At 56.9% G+C, this 19,149-nt stretch carries 17 protein-coding genes; 7 read left to right on the forward strand and 10 right to left on the reverse strand.

From position 1 onward, the window contains the following. Positions 1-95: 95 nt before the first annotated feature. The 6 genes from VM163_07800 to VM163_07825 all read left to right on the forward strand — a co-directional run bounded on the left by VM163_07800 (position 96) and on the right by VM163_07825 (position 9,337). Positions 96-227, forward strand: a complete 132-nt coding sequence (locus VM163_07800; GenBank protein HUT03777.1) for a type II toxin-antitoxin system RelE/ParE family toxin — start codon at positions 96-98, stop codon at positions 225-227. A 555-nt stretch (positions 228-782) separates the two neighbouring features. After that, on the forward strand, positions 783-3,263 hold the full coding sequence (gene gyrB, locus VM163_07805; GenBank protein ID HUT03778.1) for a DNA topoisomerase (ATP-hydrolyzing) subunit B: 2,481 nt from the start codon (positions 783-785) through the stop codon (positions 3,261-3,263). A 93-nt stretch (positions 3,264-3,356) separates the two neighbouring features. After that, on the forward strand, positions 3,357-4,625 hold the full coding sequence (locus VM163_07810) for a pitrilysin family protein (GenBank protein HUT03779.1): 1,269 nt from the start codon (positions 3,357-3,359) through the stop codon (positions 4,623-4,625). Between the two features lie 449 nt (positions 4,626-5,074). Beyond that, positions 5,075-7,669 (forward strand): right-handed parallel beta-helix repeat-containing protein, encoded by a 2,595-nt coding sequence (locus tag VM163_07815; protein ID HUT03780.1) that lies wholly within the window; start codon positions 5,075-5,077, stop codon positions 7,667-7,669. Between the two features lie 227 nt (positions 7,670-7,896). Next, a complete protein-coding gene (locus VM163_07820) occupies positions 7,897-8,385 on the forward strand; it encodes an adenylyltransferase/cytidyltransferase family protein (GenBank protein HUT03781.1) in 489 nt (162 codons plus the stop codon). Positions 8,386-8,389: 4 nt separating this feature from the next. Continuing rightward, positions 8,390-9,337 carry a glycosyltransferase gene (locus VM163_07825; protein ID HUT03782.1) on the forward strand — a complete coding sequence of 316 codons (948 nt, stop codon included), beginning with the start codon at positions 8,390-8,392 and terminating at the stop codon, positions 9,335-9,337. A gap of 196 nt (positions 9,338-9,533) precedes the next feature. On the opposite strand, the gene VM163_07830 is transcribed toward VM163_07825, so the two are convergent. The 5 genes from VM163_07830 to VM163_07850 all read right to left on the reverse strand — a co-directional run bounded on the left by VM163_07830 (position 9,534) and on the right by VM163_07850 (position 11,119). Next, positions 9,534-9,755, reverse strand: coding sequence for a type II toxin-antitoxin system HicA family toxin (locus VM163_07830; GenBank protein ID HUT03783.1), 222 nt, complete (start codon positions 9,753-9,755; stop codon positions 9,534-9,536). A 4-nt stretch (positions 9,756-9,759) separates the two neighbouring features. Beyond that, positions 9,760-9,975 (reverse strand): type II toxin-antitoxin system HicB family antitoxin, encoded by a 216-nt coding sequence (locus tag VM163_07835; GenBank protein ID HUT03784.1) that lies wholly within the window; start codon positions 9,973-9,975, stop codon positions 9,760-9,762. A gap of 294 nt (positions 9,976-10,269) precedes the next feature. After that, positions 10,270-10,491 carry a YgiT-type zinc finger protein gene (locus VM163_07840; protein ID HUT03785.1) on the reverse strand — a complete coding sequence of 74 codons (222 nt, stop codon included), beginning with the start codon at positions 10,489-10,491 and terminating at the stop codon, positions 10,270-10,272. 2 nt (positions 10,492-10,493) lie between these two features. Next, positions 10,494-10,772: a DUF4258 domain-containing protein gene (locus VM163_07845; protein ID HUT03786.1), complete on the reverse strand. Its 279-nt coding sequence runs from the start codon at positions 10,770-10,772 to the stop codon at positions 10,494-10,496. 146 nt (positions 10,773-10,918) lie between these two features. Beyond that, positions 10,919-11,119, reverse strand: coding sequence for a hypothetical protein (locus VM163_07850; GenBank protein ID HUT03787.1), 201 nt, complete (start codon positions 11,117-11,119; stop codon positions 10,919-10,921). 288 nt (positions 11,120-11,407) lie between these two features. On the opposite strand from VM163_07850, the gene VM163_07855 reads away from it, so the two are divergent. Beyond that, positions 11,408-12,178 (forward strand): phosphate ABC transporter ATP-binding protein, encoded by a 771-nt coding sequence (locus VM163_07855; protein ID HUT03788.1) that lies wholly within the window; start codon positions 11,408-11,410, stop codon positions 12,176-12,178. A 194-nt stretch (positions 12,179-12,372) separates the two neighbouring features. Here VM163_07855 and nifU read toward each other — a convergent pair whose 3' ends face one another. The 5 genes from nifU to VM163_07880 all read right to left on the reverse strand — a co-directional run. After that, positions 12,373-12,807 carry a Fe-S cluster assembly scaffold protein NifU gene (gene nifU, locus VM163_07860; GenBank protein ID HUT03789.1) on the reverse strand — a complete coding sequence of 145 codons (435 nt, stop codon included), beginning with the start codon at positions 12,805-12,807 and terminating at the stop codon, positions 12,373-12,375. Positions 12,808-12,841: 34 nt separating this feature from the next. Then, positions 12,842-16,009: an isoleucine--tRNA ligase gene (gene ileS / locus VM163_07865; GenBank protein HUT03790.1), complete on the reverse strand. Its 3,168-nt coding sequence runs from the start codon at positions 16,007-16,009 to the stop codon at positions 12,842-12,844. A 216-nt stretch (positions 16,010-16,225) separates the two neighbouring features. Beyond that, the gene (locus tag VM163_07870) at positions 16,226-16,819 is read right to left on the reverse strand and encodes an SIS domain-containing protein (GenBank protein HUT03791.1); all 594 of its coding nucleotides are present in this window, start codon (positions 16,817-16,819) and stop codon (positions 16,226-16,228) included. 20 nt (positions 16,820-16,839) lie between these two features. Further along, positions 16,840-18,381, reverse strand: coding sequence for a cytochrome c biogenesis protein CcsA (gene ccsA / locus VM163_07875; protein ID HUT03792.1), 1,542 nt, complete (start codon positions 18,379-18,381; stop codon positions 16,840-16,842). Beyond that, positions 18,378-19,149, reverse strand: a 772-nt coding sequence (locus tag VM163_07880; protein HUT03793.1) for a cytochrome c biogenesis protein ResB, incomplete at its 5' end; no start/stop codon positions are given. The genes VM163_07880 and ccsA, both read right to left, overlap by 4 nt.

Here is a 19,149-nt window from a genome sequence, read left to right on the forward strand (position 1 = left end):
GGACCTCCGTAGGATCGACAAGCCCATCATTCCCAGGATAATCGAAACGGTGGATGGATTTGCTGGTTGATCCGCGGCCCAAAGGTTGTCGAAAATTGAGGGAGACGAGGCACCATTACCGGGTTCGCGTTGGGGATTATCGGATCATATACGAGGTCGTGGAGGAGAGCCGGCTGATCGTTGTCCACTATGTTCGCCACCGCAAGGATGCTTATCGCCCGCGCTGATGGAAACACGGAGTCGCTTTGCATCAGGTCGAGGAAAACAACGACAGATTGCCGTGACGGACGCGGAGATCGACCGGCTAGTCTATGAGCTCTACGATCTGACGGAGGCGGAGAGCAGAATTGTGGAGGGGATAGGCTGACGGTTGGCAGTTCCGCTTCGACGCATAGGTCGTCGCTGGTATTCGCAACAGGCGGATCTTCGAGGGCACGCTGCCTGGTTTCGCCCTGAAGGGGTCGAACAGCCGCTCCACAGGCTATATTCAGCCCTTTAGGGCTGTTTCCTTTTTTCCCTTCGACCTTGATTCCGTAGGCTGAAGGCCTACGGCTATTCGTATTGTCCCCCTTTCGGGGATGCAGGGAGAACGCCTTCAGTTGAGCAGGCCCGTGTCGAGACGCAAATCCCGACAACCATGCTGCAATTGGAGGAAAGCAAGGGACAAGCCGAAGTTACCTACAATAATTAGGGTGAAACTCCGACAATTGATAACTTGACCCAGGGCATACTTTGACCTAATATCTGAAGGAGAAAAAGACACCAACAATAGGGGAGTTTTGATGGAAGAAAGAGACGAAGAGTTGCGCGCCGAACCTGGGCGAGATGGTGCAGATTCGAGCTTCGTGGTTGAGGTTCCGGAGGAGGAGCGAGGAGACGAAGCGTATGACGCAGAGAGCATAAAGGTCCTGGGCGACATCGAGGCGGTTCGTGAACGGCCGGCGATGTACATAGGTAGCACGGACGAGTATGGTCTTCACCATCTGGTTTATGAGCTCGTGGATAACTGCGTTGACGAGGCGATGGCTGGTTTCTGCACCAGCATAAAGGTAACTATCCATTCGGATAACTCAGTGACGGTTTCTGACGATGCGAGGGGTATTCCGGTGGATTGGCACGAGGGCGAGCAGAAGTCGGCGGCGGAGGTTGTTATGACGACGCTGCACGCTGGCGGGAAGTTCGAGGCTGGCGCATACAAGGTTTCTGGTGGGCTTCACGGCGTAGGTCTGTCGGTCGTGAATGCGCTTTCAGAATGGCTTGAGCTCGAGATCAAACGAGACGGGAATATATATCGCCAAAGCTACAAGCGAGGGTTTCCTGTGAGCGAGCTCAAGGCGGTCAGCGGGACCAGATTACATGGGACCAAGATACGGTTTTTGGCTGACAGGAGCATATTCGAGGACACGGAGATACAGTTTAACACTATTGCTCGGCGGCTAAAAAACCTGTCGTATTTGAACCGCGGGCTTCGTATTGAGCTCGAGGACAGCAGGACGGGCAAGCAGGAGGTCTTCCGGACAACGGGAGGTCTTGCCTCGTTTGTTTCGGACCTGAATCGGGCGGAGCGGCGTCAGTTGTTGTTCAAACCACTTTCGTTTTTGACCCACTTGGAGGACGTTGGGATAGACCTCGCTATGGGCTATAATGATGGCTATTCGAGCCAGATTTTGTCGTTTGCGAACAACGTGATGACAAAGGAGGGTGGGACACATCTTTCGGGCTTCAGGGCGGCGTTGACCAAGACGATAAACGCGTATGGTCAGAAGAACAAGGTCTTCAAGGACATCAAGGAGCTGCCGTCCGGGGACGATGTTCGTGAGGGCCTGATCGCCGTGTTGAGCGTCAAGCTTCGACACCCTCAGTTTGAGGGCCAGACCAAGACGAAGCTCGGCAACAGTGAGGTTAAAGGGATTGTCGAGTCGGCGATAGGCGAGTTTCTGCGGACCTTTTTGGAGGAGAATCCCACCGAGGCCAGAAAAGTGGCCGGCAAGGTTGCGAACGCGGCAAGGGCTAGAACCGCGGCAAGGAGCGCGAGGGAACTGTCGAGGCGCAAGAGCGTGCTGGAGTCCAGCCCGTTGCCTGGGAAGCTTGCCGATTGCTCGGAGCGAGACCCCGAGAAGACAGAGATTCTTCTGGTTGAGGGCGATTCGGCGGGAGGAAACGCCAAACAGGGGCGAGATCGCACGTTTCAGGCGATCCTGCCGCTCAGAGGCAAGATACTGAACGTGGAAAAGGTCAGCCAGGACAAGATGCTTGCTAACGATGCGATCAAGACGATCATCTCCGCGCTCGGGGCAGGCGTTGGTAATGACCAGTTTGCGATCGACAAGCTGCGCTACGGTCGGATAGTAATCATGACGGACGCTGACGTTGACGGGTCGCATATCACGACGCTGTTGTTGACGTTTTTCTTCAGGTATATGAAGGAGATCATAACGACTGGTCGCCTGTTTATCGCCCAGCCTCCGCTGTACAAGGTGAGGGTAGGCAAGAAGGAGACGTACATGAGGCAAGAGAAGGACCTCGAGCGGCATCTCTTGCAACGTGGTTCGGAGGGGTCAGTTCTTAAGAACGATGGAAACGAGCTGCAGGGCAAGGAGCTCAGGGCCTATCTTAGGAAAGTTGCGAAGTACAGCGACGCCCTGAATCGCATCAACCAGCTCGGCCTGCCGGTCAAGCTTGTGGACGCCCTTGTTGAGCTTGACATTAAGGATGAGAGCGTTTTCGAGACGAGCGATGCTGCGAATGAGCTGAAATCTCGCCTGAAACAAATTGTCAGCGAGCAGGCGATTGACCTGGCGGTCCGGCTTTTGCCTAACGACGATTCAGGGCTTTATGAGATAATGGTTACGAACCACCGCCAGCCCACTTCAAGGCTCTCGCGGATCAATTGGTTTTTTATCTCGTCGGGGATGTATCGGGACTACATTGAGCTCAAGGATCAGTTGTGGAAGCTTCCCTTGGTGCTCGTGGCGAACGACAAGGAGGTGCAGATCGAGTCTTATGATGCGCTTATGGACGCTATCAAGGCCGTCGGCAGCAAGGGCCTGACTATTCAGCGATACAAGGGCTTGGGCGAGATGAACCCCGATCAGCTTTGGGAGACCACGATGGAGCCAGCTAAGCGAACACTGGTGCAGGTAGCGGTTGAGGATGCTCTTGCGGCTGACGAGCTGTTCGCCATGTTAATGGGGAACCAGATTCCACCGCGGCGGGAGTTCATCGAACAGAACGCGCTTCTTGTTAGGAATCTCGATGTCTGAGCCGAAGCTAGCGGCCAAGAGGTCTCACTTGCACAGCTTTTCGGAATTGGGCTCTCTGCTCATCGTCCGTCCATGTTTGTCGGCTGAATCTGTATGGTGATCGAGAAGTTTGTCCTTGATAATGGTGTTACGCTGCTCTCAGAGCGGCTTGAGCACGTCAAATCGGTGTCGATCGCAGTATGGACCAGCACCACACCGCCGGCTGATTGGACGCGGGATGCGGGCGTCAGGCACTTCATAGAGCATCTTGTCTTCAAGGGAACAGAGCGCCGCAGCGCCAAGGACATCGCAAGGGCGATTGAGGGCGTCGGCGGCGTGCTTGACGCCTGGACCGACCACGAGGCGACGACGTTCTCGGCGAAGATACTGGACAAGCACCTGGGCCTGGGTGTGGACGTGCTCTCCGATCTAGTTACGGCGCCTCGCTTCTTGAAGAGGGACATCGAGCTTGAACGCAAGGTCGTGTTGGACGAGATACTCAGGGAGACGAACGACCCGGGCTCAAACGCTTTCGATCAATATGTTAAGGACGCATGGCCGAGGCACCCGAGCGGGATGCTCATCTTGGGCACGGACCAAACCGTCCGAGGCATCGATCGCGAGAAGGTAGTCGAGTATTACGAGAAGCACTATGTGGGCAAGAACATGATCGTAGCGTCCAGCGGGCATATCGACACCGATCGCTTCATTGAGGCCGCCACTGCCGCCTTCGGCCAGCTTCCCCCGGGCAATCCCAGTGACGAGGCAGACTTCGGCCCGCCCACGTATATGCCCAAGCGCACGGTCTATAACAGGAAATTCGATCATATTAACCTGTGTTTGGGCATGAAGGGGTTGCCCTACGATAACGCGTATCGCTACGAGTTTGCGGTCTTGGACACGCTTTTTGGCGGCGGCATCAGCAGCAGGTTGTTTCAGGAGATAAGGGAGAAACATGGGCTCTGCTACTCGATTGGCACTTTTTCGATCAGGAGAAGAGATAGCGGGCTCTTTGCCATCCATTCGGCCAGCGCGGAGGCGAGTCTGCGGCGTCTTGTGAAGTTGATCGTGCAGGAGCTCAGGACGCTCGCTCAAGACGGCGTAACAGATGAGGAGATAATCCAGACCAAGGAACAGTTGAAGGGCGGTCTTATGCTTGCGCTCGAGTCGACCTACGCCCGCGTGATGCGCCTCGTCAGGGGGCAGGCGTATTTTGGCAAGGTATTCTCGCTCGACGAGATCTGCGCTGGCGTAGATGCCGTTACGAAGGATTCTGTCAACGAGCTGGTCCGGCTGCTGTTCTCAGATGGAGAGCTCGGGATCACGATAGTTGGCAATCTCGACGGTTCGGTGCTTGACAAGATCGATCTGTCGCTCTCGTAACCGTAGGAGACTCAACCGCGAGGGCACGAAGACCCGAAAAAAAACAACTTCGCACCCTAACCACCACTACTAATCACACCAACTGCCCTTCGCCGGCCATGTGCGTAATGAGGCGCGCATATACGATCCCCGCCAGCTGATTAGCGGCGTAATCTCCCGAAAACTTGACACCTGCCCCATTCTCGGTCATACTTAACCGAGTGGGATAGCGAAACAGAAGGTGGGCACCGGGGCGATTTAATACATGCCTCCTTTCCTACCGTCTGATTCACTCCGTTGGGTGCATATCCGACAGGTCCCTCCTCATTGAATTGCTTTTCTTAAATGTTTTGGTAACGGAATCGGGCAATAGAAGCAGGGCGAAGAGACCATGAGCGACGGCCACAGGCCTGCCATCGGCGTTGATTTATTGCCCGAAGCTCAATCTGCAACAAGAAAGGAGACTACTTATGGGAGCTCGAACAACTGCATTGGCTATCGCCATGGTAGCGATCTTTGTGGTTCTTGGAGGATGCGCACTAGCGGATGATTACTACGTTGATGGAACGAATGGGACAGATGACGGTTCTCACGGCGGTAGTGCCGGAACAGGAGCCTGGAAGACCATCACCTACGCCCTCGGACAGATTTCGGGCACGGCTGCTGACCCCCACACTATCCATATCGCTGTGGGCACGTATGCCGCCTCAACTAACGGGGAATCCTACCCGCTCAATATGGAAAGCTACGTCTCGCTCTCGGGCGAGGACGAGGCCACGACAACGCTCGACGCCAAGAATGCGGCATATCATGTAATCTACTGCCACAACGACAACAACTTCACAATCGAAAACCTCAAGATAACCGGCGGCAACGCCGACGGCAGCTGGTCCGACAGCTATGGCGGCGGCATCTTCTGCGACTCCAGTTCTCCGACGCTGACCAACTGCACGGTCTCGGCCAACACGGCGCACTGGGGCGGCGGCATCTTCTGCGACTCCAGTTCACCGACGCTGACCAACTGCACGATCAGCGGCAACACGGCGAGTGAACGCGGCGGCGGCATCTACTGCTGGCTCGACAGTTCACCGACGCTGACCAACTGTACGCTCTCGGACAACACGGCGAGCGAATACGGCGGCGGCATCGGCTGCTTCTACGACAGTTCTCCGACGCTGACCAACTGCACGATCAGCGGCAACACGGCGAGCGAATACGGCGGCGGCATCTACTGCTACTCCAGTTCTCCGACTCTGACCGACTGCACGATCAGCGGCAACACGGCGGGCAAAGCCGGCGGCGGCATATACTGCAGCGGCTACGATTCGCCGAGGATTCTGAACTCAATTCTTTGGGGTGATAGCCCGGACGAAATCGGTGGGGACACGTCGTACGTTAGGGTCACCTACTCCGACGTTGAAGGCGGCTGGTCTGGAACCGGGAACATTGACGAGGACCCGCTCTTTGTTGCTGGTCTAGATGGAGACTATTATCTCTCACATGAGGAGATCGACGGAGTCGATTCTCCCTGCCTCGATGGCGGTTACGGGGCTGTGGAGGACTACGGGCTCGATGGTTTGACGACCTGTAGGGATGGTTCTGAGGACGGTGACGACGACGGCGACGGAAGCACTGGCCCGATAGACATGGGTCTTCATTACCCGGGCGTTGTTGCCTACTACGTTGACGCCGCGAACGGTCACGACAGCAATAGCGGAGAGAACTGGGAAAACGCCTTGGCCACGATAGCGGCGGCTATCGAGACCTCACACGACACGATAAGTGCCATTCACGTTGCGGCCGCGACCTATGTTGAGAATATAACGCTCAACAGTTATGTAACGCTTCTGGGCGGGTATCCGCCTGGCGGCGGCACGCGGGATCCGGGCGAGAATGAGACAATCATTGACGGCGGGCACAATGGCCATGTTGTAACGATCAGCGATAAGAAAGTCGTGAGAATCGATGGGTTCACGATTCAGAATGGGAGTGCCACTCTGGGCGGCGGGATCTATTGCGTCAACAGCGACGCGACCGTAACTGGCTGCACGATCTGCGACAACACGGCGGACGAATTCGGAGGCGCCATTTACTTCGAGGCCAGTTCCGTTGAGATGAGCGATTGCGTAGTCATGAACAACACTTCGGAGATTGGTGGCGGGATATTCTGTTATGATGAGAGCTCTGTTGACCTCCTAAACTGCATGATCGCTCACAACACGGCTGATTATGGCGCGGCGATCTACTCCTGCTGGAAATGCACGCTGGCGTTAAGAAGCTGCACAATCGCGGACAATACAGCGGACGGTTGGGTAGGGGGCATCTACTGCGAAGCGTTCTGCAACCTTGAGGTCCTCAATTCGATACTGTACGGCAATTCGACCGAGCAGGTCTATGTAAGCCCCACGAGCTCCGTCGATATCACATATTCCTGCGTGCAGGGCGGCTACTCCGGCGAGGGCAATATCGATGATGATCCGCTGTTCGTCCCGACCGGCGACCCGCCGTTCGAGTATTATCTCGCTCACACTGGCGCGCAGGCGGGCGATTCGCCGTGCCTCGACGCCGGCTATGGCGGCGTAGCGGACTATGGCCTCGAAGGAACCACAACCTGCACAGACGGTCGGGAGGATGGCGACGATGACAGCGACGGCGGCACAGGCCCGATCGACATGGGCTACCACTATCCCGAGGCCTACGACGGCCAGGGCGACACCTCGATCAGCCTCACATCATTTGAGGCGCGGCCGGCTGGCTCAGCTATCCTGGTCACCTGGGAAACTGGCGCAGAGATCGACAGCGCGGGCTTCGTGCTCTTCAGGGAGATCGCCGGCACCCAGGATTACAGGCTGATCAGCGGTTTGATCCCAGGGCAAGGCGCCCCTGCCTCCGGCACCTCATACACCTTCACCGACACGAACGTCGAGCCGGGCATAACCTACAACTACTGGCTGGTTGACATCGAGACCAGCGGCAACTGGACAGCGCATGGGCCGGCATCCGCGAGGGCCGCCGGCATCGTCCCTTCTATTGATCCGCGAGATTCGGGCATGGTTCTGCGGTAGGATTACGACCTTCGGGGTGGGGCAAACACCGGCCCTAGGGTGACACACGCGTGATGTCCCAAACTCATACGGTTGGTTAGACATTGAAACCACGCGTGCGATCACGTACGATTATTGTGGAGTGAAATGGTGAAACCTGTATGAACAGAATTATGGCGCAGCCTCAAAAACGCGTGCAAGGCATTCGTGGATCGAAGCTCCTTATGTGATAGGCTGTTGACTTGGGAATGGATTATTACTTTGGGAAGAGAAGGACGCTGGCGGAGCTCGAGGAGATAGTCGCCGCGCTGAACGATGGGGGCAAGACAGTTGTCCTCGCCAACGGCTGCTTTGACATTCTGCACGTGGGTCATGTGCGCTATCTTGAGGCAGCCAGAGCACTTGGAGATTGCCTGGTGGTCGCGGTCAACGATGACGCCTCGGTCAGGAAGCTGAAAGGCCCGGGAAGGCCGGTCCTGGGCGAGGATGCCAGGGCCGAGATAATCGCCGGGCTGCAATCGACCGACTGGGTCTGCATCTTCTCGGGTTATGACGTCTCGAGCGTTATCGAGCGACTTAGGCCGCGCATTCACGCGAAAGGGACAGATTATACCGAGCAGACCGTGCCCGAGCGGGAGATTGTGAAGAGTTACGGGGGACGGACGGTGATCTGCGGCGATCCCAAGGCACACTCAACCAAGGATGTTATCAAGAGGATTGTAAACTTGCCGGAGTAGAGCCTTGAGAATATCCGTCGTAGTTCCCACATTCAACAGCAGAGACCTCCTTCCGGCCTGCCTCGAGGGGCTGCTCGGTCAGGATTTCGACCCATCGCAGTTCGAGGTGGTGGTCGCCGACGATGGCTCGACAGACGGGGCGGATGCCGTGGTCAAACATTTCGCCCGCCGGTTCGAGGCGCGTGGCACCCGGCTCACGTACCTGCGCAACGAGCGAGGCGGCGCCTCGCGAGCTCGGAATGCCGGCATCTTGGCTGCGAGGTTTGAAGTTGTCGCGTTCACGGATTCGGACTGCGTGCCTGCAAGCGGCTGGTTAAGCGCAATCGACAGGCATTTTGCCGAACACCCGGGCCACCTGGGCGTGGGCGGCAAAACGGTCTCGGAGCCTGAGAGAATCACGCCGTTTACACATCAGGTCGAGAACAACCTCAGCTATAGCTATCCGACGTGCAACGTTGCATACAGGAGGACACCTCTGCTTGAGGTTGGCATGTTCGAGGAGTCCTTTCCCTACCCCGGATGTCGCCTCATTGGCACACCGGATAACGAGGACTGGGACATCACATTCAAGATAGAGAGCATCGGCGAGATAGGTTTTTCGCCCCAGGCCGTGGTCGTCCATCCGCCCAGACCCACTACGATGCGAAAGCTCCTGACGCGCACCAGGAACCTTGAGAGCGAGTTTTACTTATACGAGCGGCATCCGAGCCTTTACAGAAGGTCCGTCCACAGACACCCACTACGAGTCCTTCTCTACCACAGGGCTCTTGTCCAGCCAGCGCTCAAGATGTCTCGCTTCATCAGGTTTCTTTGGACAAGGCCGTTCCTATACCTGAAGATGCTCATGCTGCTGTGCCTCCAGTCGGCATACATCTGCATTCTAACGCCTTACTGGGTGATGCGCCACTGGAGTCGCAAGAGAAAGTCCGGTCCCTGGCAGATACCAACATAGACAAGGCGGTCTATCTCGCCGTCCGTCGGAAGTGGGAATCCACGAAGAACCACGAAGCAAGGAGGGAAACCGCAACGGAGGCGGAGCCTTCAATCCGCAGTCCACCGGCCGTTTTTTTCTCTATCGATTTCGACAATCATCCAATTCCCTCCAGGTCAGCCGTGCTACACGACGCGATCGACCCGTGTAAACCAGATCACAAGAAGTCCAAGAACTCTTCAACAGTCAAGCCTGAGGCCCGAATAAGCGCTCGCAAAGTCCCAACTGACAGCTCCTTGTGCTGAGGGATGGAGAGATTCACCCTAATCCCGGGCTTCACCAAAACCAGATGACTGCCCACTTGCCCCAGCGGCTGCCAGCCTGCTTTCTGGAACGCTTTCACTGCGTCTCTTCCCGAGATATTGCCCAACCTGGCCATTCTGTCAGACCGACACCACTATCGGCTGCCTGCCGGGCTCGCGGGGCAGCGTCGCGGCCGCCTTCTGGTCCTCCGCCCATAGCCAGGCGGTGATCGCCTCCTTGACGTTCTCCAGAGCTTCCTTCTCGTCCTTGCCCTGGGAGACACAACCGGGAAGGGCAGGACATTCAGCCACAATCCAACCGTCTTCAGCCTTCTCAAGTCTCACGTGAAAGATCATCGGGACCTCCTCCCATCAGTAATACATCCTTACTTGCTGTTCCAAAATGTAACGTAACAGGCCCGGTAACGTCAACAAGCCGTGAACCGCAAATGAGTACCGAACCAGCAGGAATCGGGGGACGGGGCAAACGCTTCGTGTCGGTTCGTGCCTCTTCATGGATCATTTATCGAATAGAACAGGCAATCCACCAAGAACACGAAGAAGCATTAAGAAAAGAGGGGAACCGCGAAGAACGCAGATACCTCAATCCGCAATTTGACCGTCTGCCGCCGCAAGACCGTGTTAGGCTGCCTATAGGCTCACGACCTCGACGTCCAAATGCTCTTTGACAGTGTGTCGAGACTCGAGAAGACGGTCGATGTCATCCAGCACGGACGCATGGAAATACCGCTCACCACACTCCGTGCATACCTCCGCTTGCACATTGTCCACGATGAAGAGCTTGCCATGGAGCCAGTGTTGTCTTCTCACCTTCTTCCGAATCGTTATTCCATCACAGAACTCGCACTTCATGGCTATTCCTCTAAGACGTAAGCAGTAATAATGATTAGGCTATGGTCCACATGGAATCTACAGATCACGTGCATGAGCCTGCCATCCACGGCCGGCCCCTCGATTCTATACCTCGCCCCTCTTGGATCACGAATCAGTCTTTTCTCTATTCTACCCCTCTGAATGGCATGTTCAATGTCTTCCCGATCGATGTCATCAGCAAGCATCTCGTCTTCGGCGTGCGATGACAAGTAGTAATCCCTATCTGTTATTCGCTGCCGTATGCTCTGTATTCTTGTCATGTAGTCTCCACGAAGGACATAAAACACACTAAGCTTTCAATCTGCAATCCGCAATCCACAATCTGACCGTCTGCCGGAAGTGGGAATCCACCAAGGACACGAAGAACCACTAAGAAAGGAGGGAAACCACAACGGAAGCGGAGCCTTCAATCCGCAATCTCCTCCTCTGCCGCCGTAAGAGCGTCTTGTCCTTTGGTTCCCCGATAGGGGGACAACACCGGTAGCCGTAGGCGCCGGCCGCAGGCCCAGCCTACGGGATCGAGGTCCCCACGCTCATACCGAGCGCGACCCAATCGCTCCTCCTGCTCCCCTTCCAAAAGCTCCTGGAGCGTCTTCTCGAGAGACAACCCCGACTATCATCATCGCCTCCCCAGCCATTCAACAACTCTTTCAACGCTTGCTTCTTCAACTCACTTGGCGCAGCCTTCTTCGTGCGCGAGGTCTCCTTTCTTTCTGGTTAGAAGCTTTTCGGTTGAACCTATATCAACCCTGGTCTCGCGCCACTCCTTGTTTGCAGGAAAGTTAGGACATGACCCATTTGCATAAACACATGAGAGAGAACGAAGATAACATACAAAAAATCTCTGGGTTGACGCTGATGACGCGGTCTGCCCGTGCTGAACAAGCGTGCTTCTATGGCTGAGAGGCTTGGTTTCAGGTCGGTTTCTTTTGCGCGGCTTACGCTCGACAATGACCGGAAGGCCCCGGTTGAGAAGAGAGCGATCATAAGGGGCGTGTCCTTCAGCGTGAAGGTGGGGGAGATATTCATAATCGCGGGGCCGTCCGGCTCGGGCAAGAGCACCTTGCTCAGGCTGGCGAACCGATTGCTGGTGCCCACGGCCGGGACTATCCGGCTCGATGGGCTGGACATCTCGGAGCTCGAGGTTACCACCCTGAGGCGAAGAATCGGCCTCGTGCAGCAATCTCCTGCTCTGTTTCCTGAAACAGTGGTTGAGAACGTTCTTTATGGACCGAGGCTTTCAAGAGCGGACCGGGGCCGTGTTACCCTCAAGGAACGCGAGCTTGCTTTGCGGTCCATCGCCCTGGCCGGCCTTGCCGAAAGTTTTTTGGACCGCAACGCGGAGAATCTCTCCGAGGGCGAAATGCAGCGGGTCGCGATTGCCAGGGTGCTGGCCAATCAGCCGGAGGTGCTCTTGCTGGACGAGCCAACTGCGTCGCTCGACCCGACCTCGACCCTGACCGTAGAGAAGCACGTCAGGATGCTGAAGGAGAGCGAGCAGATCGCCATTCTGTTTGTTACGCACGATGTGGAGCAGGCCAAGAGGGTTGGAGACCGTGGGATGTTGCTCGTCAGCGGTCAGGTCGTCGATGAAGGGCCGCTTCCCAAGCTTTTCGCAGAGATAAGGAACGAGACCACCCGCGCGTTTGTGAATGGCGAGCTGTAACCTCAGGCGGAGTCGTTCCATGACCTTCCTGAGCCGCCCTGTGATTCTTGGGATATCTGCGCAAGTTGGGATCGCCAGTCCCGAAGCCAGATTGTCGAATCGTTGGGCTAGCCCCAATACGGATGGGCTCGGGCGCAGCAGACATCCCGAAACCCAGCGCAAGAACCCGAACCCAACTCGCTCAATGAGGCGGCTCAGTCGTCCTTTGCATCTTTCGCAGGTCGAGTCTTCTTAAAAAAGCGCTTCAGAAGCCCCTTCTCATCTTGTTTCTTGAGGTAGTCCTCAATCGCCGCCTTCAGAGCATCCTCGGCAAGATTCGAGCAGTGCATCTTCACCGGCGGCAGACCGTCAAGCGCCTCGGCCACATTCTTCTTCGTTACCTTCAGCGCGTCCTCTAACGTCATGCCCTTAACAAGTTCGGTTATCATCGAGCTCGTCGCTATCGCTGCACCGCAGCCGAAAGTTTTGAACTTGGCGTCAACTATACGGCCATCCTTCACCCTAATGAACAGCTTCATGACGTCGCCGCAGACAGGGTTGCCGACCTGCCCAACGCCGTCCGCATCGGGAATCTCGCCCACGTTTCGCGGGTGCTGAAAATGCTCGATTACTTTCTCGCTGTATGCCATTGCCAAAAAACCTCCACAATCGAAAACAGCCGGGCTAGCTACTTCGCCTCATCACGCCCAGCGTCACCCGCTCAGTTTCTCGGGCATCCCCCTTCGGGCTCAGCACGGCTGGCAGGGTGATGGACCGCGAGAACGCCCCCTCCGGGCTCTCGCCAAATCGCACCTCTGTGGCAAGCGTCTCTTGGCTCAGGAAATCGATCCTGTGCTCTATCCTCGACCTCACCTCATCGCCACACGCAACGTAAAGACCGATCCTGTCCTCCACGTTGAAACCAGCATCCTTCCGCATCACCTGCACGTGGCGCACGAGCTCCCTAACCATGCCCTCTACTATGAGCGGCTCGTCCAAGACTGTGTCCAGCGCGACCGTAAGCGCGCCCGTAGCGGCCACCGAATAGCCCTCGCGGCCCTCAAGATCAAGGATCAGCTCTGAAGACTCAAAGGGTAGCTTCTCCCCGTCAACCGTAAGAAAAACGGGCTCGCCCTTGACGGCACTCTCGTAAACGCGGGCACGCTCCGGCTCCAGCGCACGCCGCGCCTCAACCAGCTTTGGACCCAGCCGCGGGCCAACGAGCTTGAGATTGAACCTCACGATAGGCTCGGCAAAGCCCTGAAGCGAATCAACTACCTGGACCGCCTTGACGTTCAGCTCATCGAGGATATCCGGCAGGAACCGGTCGAGCCTCTCTTTTTCATTATCACCCTCAAGCCGCACCAGCATCTTGCCGAGTGGCTGCCGAACCTTGATCCCTGCCTTGTTCCGGGCGGAGAGACCCAGGCTCACGATGCGCTTCGTCAGTGCAACATCCGCCTCGAGCCTCGCGTCCACCAGCTCCCTGTTCGCCCGCGGGAAATCGCTCAGATGCACGCTCTGAGGCGCATCCGGATGGACGCTCACGACGAGGTTCTGGTATATCTCCTCGGAGAGAAACGGGACGATGGGGGCGATGAGCTTGGTTACCTCGACCAGGACTGTATAGAGCGTCTGATAGGCCGCCTGCTTGTCCGTGTCGGAGGTCGCTCGCCAAAAGCGTCTGCGGTTGCGGCGGATGTACCAGTTGGGCAGGTCGTCGAAGAAGGCCTCCACTTGCTTGACGACCGACATGACATTGTAGCGCTCATAAGCCTCGGTCGCCTCGCGTATAACCGTATGAAGCCGGGAAAGCACCCATCGGTCGAGCTCGGCAAGGCCGGAAGTGGGCGCATCGGTCAGGACGACGTTCGGCTGGTCGAGGCTGGCATACGTCATGAAAAAGGAGTAGGCGTTCCAAAAGGTCAACAACGAACGTTTGATCTCCTTCCCCGGTCCGTAGCCAAAACTGATGTTGTAGGCCGTGTTCTGCGAGGCGAAAAGCCAACGCATGATGTCCGCACCCATCTTATCGACCGCCTCGTCGAACCAGATCACGTTGCCACGGGTCTTGTGCATCGGCTCGCCATGCTCATCAAAGACCTTCTCGTAGATCAGGACGCTCTTATATGGCGAGCGGCCCTCGAGCGTTACGCTCATAAACAGCATCGAGTAGAACCAAAGCCGTATCTGCTCTCGCATCTCGCAGACAAACTCGGCGGGAAACCACCTCTCCCAATACTCGTGGTCTTCCTTATACTTCAGCGTCGAGAACGGCACGATCCCCGCGTCCATCCAACAGTCCCCGACGTCCTCCGTCCGCACCGCCTTCCCACCACATTTCTCGCACTTAATCGGAACCGCGTCGATCCAAGGTCGATGAAGCTCCGGGAGCTCCTCATTAGACATCCCCGCGAGCCTAGCCAACTCCGACCTGGAGCCGACTATCGTTATATGCCCGCAGTCCGAACAATGGTAGAACGGCAACGGCAAGCCCCAGAACCGGCGCCTCGAGATGCACCAATCCTGCATGTTGTTCAGCCAGTCCTCCATCCGCTTGCCCATGTAGTCCGGTATCCACTTGACCGTCCGCGCCGCCTCAATCAGAGGTTTGCGCAGAGCATCGCACCTGATGAACCACTCCTCAACGAGCCGGAAGATAAGTTCGTCGCCACAGCGCCAGCAGACAGGATAGCGGTGCGCTAGCGTCTCCTTTTTGACAAGATACCCCTTCTCTCTGAGCGACTCGTAAACAATGGGTGCCACCTCGGTCACGCGCATGCCCGTGAGCTCTCCGAACCCATCGAGGTAGCGTCCCGCCTCATCGACCGGATCGACGATCCCGATACCTTCCCTCTTGTGGACCTCGAAATCCTCCGCGCCGCAGCCCGGGGCTATGTGGACGATCCCAGTGCCCTCGGTCTCACCGACCATCTCGTCGCAGATGACCCTGTGGTCTATGGCCTGCTGGACGGGGAGCTCATCGAATGGGCCTTTGTAGCGAAAGCCCTCAAACTCCTCGCCCTTGTGCTCCGACATCACCTCAGCGCCGTCCCCCAGAACTGCCGCCAGGGTGCCCTTCGATAGATATACCACCTTGCCCCCGTGTCTGGCCTTCGCATAAGTAAGCTTTGGGTTGACGGCCAGCGCGGTGTTTGCGGCCAGCGTCCAGGGCGTAGTTGTCCAGACCATGAAGAACTCGTTCTCGCGCCCAACGATCGGCAGCTGTAGAAAGACCGACGGATGCTTGACCTCACGATACGAATCGACCATCTCGTGCTGAGACAGCGACGTGCCGCAACGAATGCACCACGGCATGACGTGTTTGCCTCGATAGAGCCACCCGTTCTCGTGGCACCGTTTCAGGAACATCCAGATATACTCGATGTTCGTATCCGTCATCGTGTAATAGCTGTTCTCCCAGTCCATCCATTGCCCCAGACGCCTCGACTGCTCGCTGATCACCGCGGCATACTCCCTCACACGCTCCTTGCACCTCGTCGAGAATCTATCCAGTCCGTAGGCGCGGATATCCTTCTTGGAGTTGAGGCCCAGCTCCTTCTCGACCTCCACCTCAACCCACAACCCCTGACAGTCAAAGCCGTTCTGATAGCGCTGGTGAGCCCCCTGCATCGACTTGTAGCGAACGAATATGTCCTTGTAGGTCCGGCCCCAGGCATGGTGAACGCCCATCTTGTTGTTGGCCGTTATCGGCCCATCAATGAACGAGAATCTAGGGCCATCTTTGTTCTTCTGCACGAGGCGCTCGAACATGCGGCCAGCTTCCCAGAACTTCAGTATCCTCGGCTCGATCTCGTGCTGATCGTAGCTTGACAAAACCTTCCTAAACATCAAACTTCTCCATCGAATATCATCCAGCACCCCTCGCCGATTCCCTTAATGACCTACGGATGCTCTGAGGATGCCGGCAATATAGGTAATGGTTGGCCGTTAAGCAACCTCATCTGCCCGCACGTTCCCCCTGACCGCCGAGACCATAGCACCGTTAGCCTCGCCGAAAGCCTATCCCACAAGCCGCCGCTTGTGCCGCGTAACTACGGGCGGGCGCTACTCGTCCTCCACGTCTCGCTCCGAGTCATACTCAGCGATGCGTTCCTTAAGCACCATGAAGATTATGTGATTGAGCATGGCGTGGATGTCCTCTATCTGCTGCATGTGCTCGCTCGGGACAAGAACGTGCACCGTGGCAACTTTCCTGGCCTCACCGCCGCTCTTGCCTGAAAACAGGATCGAAGTCGCTCCCATCTCGTTCGCGGTCTTGAAAGCGTTTATGACGTTCGGGGACATTCCCGAGAAGCTCAGCCCCAACGCCACATCGCCCGGCTGCACGAAGTTCTTCAGCTGCTCCCCGAACGTGTTGCGGTAGTCGGTGTCGTTGGCCCAGGCTGTTATCAGCGGTGCGTTGTCGGAAAGGCACATCGCCTTGAAACGCCGCTTGCCAGGCGCCGCCGTGCCCTTTGCCGCGTCGCAGGCTATGTGCGAGGCGGTTGCCGCGCTTCCACCGTTCCCGAAGACGAACAGGCACCTGTCGTTCTTGTACGCCTCGAAAATGATGTTGAGGACTTCCTGGATTTTCTCCCCCGAGATATTACTTATCGTCTTTTTTATCTGCTCGAAGTAGGCATTGATAAACTCAAGCATGACTCGCTCCTGTTCCTCTCTTAAGCGTAGCTGTGCAGGCCGCTTAGGATGTAGTTGACACCTATGAATGTGAATAATACCGCGACGAAGCCTACAATTGAAACCACCACGAGCACCGCACGGTGCCTCTTGGCGGGGAGGCAGAGCCTTAGGTGCAAGAATACTCCATAAATACACCAAGTAACGAGGCTCCAGCTCTCTTTGGGGTCCCAACCCCAATACCTTCCCCACGCCCTATCTGCCCAGATTGCGCCTGTAATTATCCCAAGCGCTAACAGAAAAAAGCCAAGCCTAATCAGCGCTAGATTGCTCGTAAATAGCCTCGCTCGGAGCGCCGCCTGCCGCTTGTCAGAGAGAAGCAGGAAAGCAACCGAAATGCCGAATGCAAGATACAAAACGCCGTAGCTCAGCACGGCCGCGCCAACGTGGTAGGTCATCCAGTCGCTCTTCAGAACTGGCGGCAGCTGCGTGATTTTCCCAGAGACCGGCGAGAGGAGCGTTGCTGCCAACCCGACTCCGCAGAGCAAGCTGCCCAAAAATCCGTAGGCCGGCTCACCTGAGCGAAGATTGAGCACGATCGCCGCTACTGCTGCGATCACAGTCATCACCAATATGTATTCGTAGGTGTTGCTCGCCATCACCTTTCTGGCGATTTCCGCCCTTGCGACGATGGCAGCTATGTGCAGTGCGGCAACGGGCATAATCGCGACGCTGCTCCAGCGCGGCAGTCTCTCGCTGCCTGCGAGGTAGCCCATTATGTATGTTACCGCGATCACTATGTATAGCAGAGCAAGCACCCAAAGCGGCCTGATTCGGTCATAGAAAAGCTCGAGAGCAAGCCGCCACCGTGGCGGCCACAGGCCAGCGCCGCAAGATGACGCAATAGTTTCAACTCTCGCCGCCGCGTCCGCAAACAGGACCTCGTCAAGCCCTTCAAGCGATGACGCTAGCTCTTCAAGCACACCCTTCGCCGCGATTGCCTCCAGCCCGGCCTCGTTACTGAGCGATACCCAGCCCTCAGAACCAGAGCGAGCGAAAAGCCTCATATCCGAGGCAAGCCTCTCAAACCGCATCAACCTCCTTCGCTGCCTCTGCCACGCTCGCGACTTCTGTCGGTCGGAAGGACCGCCCGTGGCTTCGGCGGGCCGCGCTTGAAGGCTCCTCTGCAACTGCGCTTTGGAGATGTAGGTTGCCCGGGCAGACGCGTTGTGCGCAAACAGCTCGGGCACAAGGGCGTCCTCAACTTTGATTATGGGTTTTTCTGACCACATCTTGGGGCAAAGCGCCCAGCTTAGAACAGTCAGAGTCGGGGAAAGCCCAGACCAAGAGCGCTTCCCTGAGACCTCCTGCAACCTCTCACGGGCAAACGAGGCCAGCGGCTTGACCCTCCCAGCATCCTGAACCGGCAGGTGCTGGAGCCCACATATCGCCGAATGAACTTGGGCATCGAAGCTGCGAAGCGAAGGCTCCGCCGAACCACCTGAGCCAAACCCGACGATACAAAGCGCCACAGCAAGGGCGAACAGCGCGACAACCCCAATGCAGGCCAGCCTCCTCATCATGGCCGCACGCCCCTCCGCCTTCGGGCCGACAAAAAATGAAGCAACATGCCCACTAAAAGGCACAGCGAGCCAATGTAAAACGCTGGCACGCCAGGGTCCCGACTGACCCCCAGTATCGAGACCATCTTGCCATCATCCGCCTTGTCGTAGGCATACTGGTAGAGCTTGTAGTCCCCATAAACAAGAGGATGGTTGGGACTAACTGTGTAGGTGAACTTCTCACCAAGCACGGCCCGGCTAACAACTACGGTGCTGATGTATTGCGAGGGCATCATGCTGCCCGGATACGTCCGCGCCTCGAATCTCTCAAGAGAGACGTCGAATCCCAGCGGCCTCTTGGGCTTCGCAAGGCTTAGCGCGAGCTCCCCCTCCGGCGTTACAAGGACGATCTTCTTGTCAAGCGGCGCCCATTCCCGATGCAAGAGGTTGCCCGAGGCATCTCGAACGCTTGCCCGAACACACTGGGTTGTAACCTCGCCCGAAGGTTTGCCCTCCACAACCTGATATTTTCTTGACGCGCTGCCCCAGAAGTTCTCAACCGTAACGTGCACGCCTCCGGTTCCGGGGATGACAAACGTGTCGCCGACATCGGCCCGCGCCAAAAGGGTCTTGCCCCGAAGAAACAGGAGCGGCTCACCAGCCGCCGACACGACAATGATGTCGCTGCCCGTCGGAGATAGCGCTTCTCCAGACTCAACCTTGTACTCAATCGAGACCCCCGCGGGAAGCGAGGGCGCATGAAAGCCGTACACCTTGCCAAAAAGCCAT

It is taken from the genome of bacterium (assembly GCA_035527515.1).
GTDB lineage: Bacteria > B130-G9 > B130-G9 > B130-G9 > B130-G9 > B130-G9.

Coding starts and splice junctions, on each gene's coding strand:
- gyrB (HUT03778.1), top strand. CDS start 783: ATGGAAGAAAGAGACGAAGAGTTGCGCGCCGAACCTGGGCGAGATGGT.
- VM163_07810 (HUT03779.1), top strand. CDS start 3,357: ATGGTGATCGAGAAGTTTGTCCTTGATAATGGTGTTACGCTGCTCTCA.
- VM163_07815 (HUT03780.1), top strand. CDS start 5,075: ATGGGAGCTCGAACAACTGCATTGGCTATCGCCATGGTAGCGATCTTT.
- VM163_07820 (HUT03781.1), top strand. CDS start 7,897: ATGGATTATTACTTTGGGAAGAGAAGGACGCTGGCGGAGCTCGAGGAG.
- VM163_07830 (HUT03783.1), bottom strand. CDS start 9,755: ATGGCCAGGTTGGGCAATATCTCGGGAAGAGACGCAGTGAAAGCGTTC.
- VM163_07835 (HUT03784.1), bottom strand. CDS start 9,975: ATGATCTTTCACGTGAGACTTGAGAAGGCTGAAGACGGTTGGATTGTG.
- VM163_07840 (HUT03785.1), bottom strand. CDS start 10,491: ATGAAGTGCGAGTTCTGTGATGGAATAACGATTCGGAAGAAGGTGAGA.
- VM163_07845 (HUT03786.1), bottom strand. CDS start 10,772: ATGACAAGAATACAGAGCATACGGCAGCGAATAACAGATAGGGATTAC.
- VM163_07855 (HUT03788.1), top strand. CDS start 11,408: ATGGCTGAGAGGCTTGGTTTCAGGTCGGTTTCTTTTGCGCGGCTTACG.
- nifU (HUT03789.1), bottom strand. CDS start 12,807: ATGGCATACAGCGAGAAAGTAATCGAGCATTTTCAGCACCCGCGAAAC.
- ileS (HUT03790.1), bottom strand. CDS start 16,009: ATGTTTAGGAAGGTTTTGTCAAGCTACGATCAGCACGAGATCGAGCCG.
- VM163_07870 (HUT03791.1), bottom strand. CDS start 16,819: ATGCTTGAGTTTATCAATGCCTACTTCGAGCAGATAAAAAAGACGATA.
- ccsA (HUT03792.1), bottom strand. CDS start 18,381: ATGATGAGGAGGCTGGCCTGCATTGGGGTTGTCGCGCTGTTCGCCCTT.